The sequence below is a fragment of the Bacillus sp. EE-W1 genome (assembly GCF_009760835.1).
Lineage (GTDB): Bacteria > Bacillota > Bacilli > Bacillales > Bacillaceae_G > Bacillus_A > Bacillus_A wiedmannii.
The window spans coordinates 65930-67777 of the sequence record NZ_WIPE01000060.1 but is presented as its reverse complement, the minus strand read 5'-3'; the positions used below and the strand labels follow the sequence as shown (position 1 = coordinate 67777).

General features: G+C 36.7%; 2 protein-coding genes. One reads left to right on the top strand and one right to left on the bottom strand.

Annotated features, from left to right (window positions below; all coding sequences use genetic code 11):
* Positions 1–679: RNA-guided endonuclease TnpB family protein (locus GFJ36_RS11835; protein WP_157349590.1), on the bottom strand; the 679-nt coding region annotated here is incomplete at its 3' end.
* Positions 680–1203: 524 nt separating this feature from the next.
* Here GFJ36_RS11835 and GFJ36_RS11830 point away from each other — a divergent pair.
* A partial coding sequence (locus GFJ36_RS11830; protein ID WP_157349589.1) for an ABC transporter ATP-binding protein occupies positions 1204–1848 on the top strand: 645 nt, incomplete at its 3' end.

Below are 1848 nucleotides of genomic sequence, written 5' to 3'. Positions count from 1 at the left end.
TAGAAGATCCTTTCGTTCTTCTAGAAAGAACACGCTGTGCTTTTGCCAACTTCTCTTCTAACGATCGAAAAAACTTCGGATTTTCATAGGGTTTTCCATCTGACAGAATGGCGAAATCTTTTAGTCCTACATCTATTCCAATGTGAGAATGTGTTTTCGGTAGTTCCTGCACTTCTGTCTCAACTAACAATGACACAAAGTATCTGTCAGAAGGATTCCGTCTAACTGTAGCATTTAAAATACGTCCCTTTACTTCACGTCTTTTGGCAAATCGAACAAGACCTAGTTTTGGCAATTTTATTTTGTTTCCTATAACGGCAATGTTTTCATTTGTTTGTTTTGTGGTGTAAGATTGTACGTTGTTCTTCTTAGATTTGAAACGCGGGGCACTGTTTTGTTTTTTGAAAAAGCGTGTATAAGCATCCGCAAGGTTGCGAACAGACGACTGAATCGCAATACTATCCACTTCTTTTAGCCAAACAAATTCTTTCTTCATGGCAGGGAGTTTGGCAGAGCATGTACCATATGTCAAACCTTTTCCTGTTTCTTTGTATGCATGATCCCATAGAGATAGGAAGCGATTGAATACAAAGCGAGAACAACCAATCGTTTTATTGATTAGGGTCGCTTGTGTTTTATTTGGATAGATACGAAATTTATATGCTTTATTGATCATCATCATTTCACCTCCTTTTCGATATATGTCTATTGTACAACAAACATACATTCGATAGATAGTGTAATAACAGTTTGTTTATGTCGAACAATTAAGATGGCTTCCTGCCATTCCTTGTCCGAAGCCAATTCATCTCCCACCTACTCACTTCGCGTTCCTTGAGGAAGGAGTGTTCTTGGCCAAAATGATAAAATACTAGCTCACAATGATAGAGTATTTATCAACTATTAATTATCAAGGAATTTTACCTTCATATTATCTAACTATGGTTTACATATGAATTAAGCGTTAAGTCTGTTGGAGAAATATCAAAATAGTTTTTAAACAAAGAACATCAAACTACGGAGTTGTCCATTTTTGTTTTAAAATATGAGAAAGTCAGGATATATGCCAAGCGAGCATATAAACCTGACTTTTTCTTTTTGTTATATTACGAAAGTGTAAGGTAAATGTAAGGTGAACCAATGGCAGATAGTGTCGAAAAAGCGCAAAATAGGAACCAGAAAACAAAATGTAGGAGGATATATATGAGCAAACCAGTAGTAAACGTAAAAAATGTCCAGAAAATATACGGTAAAAAAGACGAGAATCAATCACATGCCTTAAAAGGCGTATCGTTCTCGATTCAAGAGGGTGAATTTGTCGGAATCATGGGGCCATCTGGTTCTGGGAAAACAACTTTATTAAATGTAATTTCAACATTAGATAAAACAACGGGTGGCATTGTTGAAATTGCAGGTACGGATATTACAAAAATGAAACAAGGAGAACTTTCTGATTTCCGTTCTCAAAAGTTAGGGTTCATTTTCCAAGATTTCAACTTGCTCGAAAACTTATCGATTTATGAAAACATCGCATTGCCACTTTCACTTCAAGGTGTTCCATCACGTAAAATTGGACCAAAAGTAGAAAGAGTAGCTGAAATGTTAGGGATTTCAACGATACTTCAAAAGTATCCATCTGAAGTATCTGGTGGACAAAAACAGCGTTCCGCAGCAGCACGTGCACTTGTACATGAGCCAGCTATTATTTTAGGAGATGAGCCAACAGGGGCGCTTGATTCTAAAAACGCAACGAGTCTTCTAGACGCAATGACAAACTTAAATGAAGAACAAGGTGTTTCTATTATGATGGTTACACACGATCCATATAGTGCAAGTTACTGTCAGCGT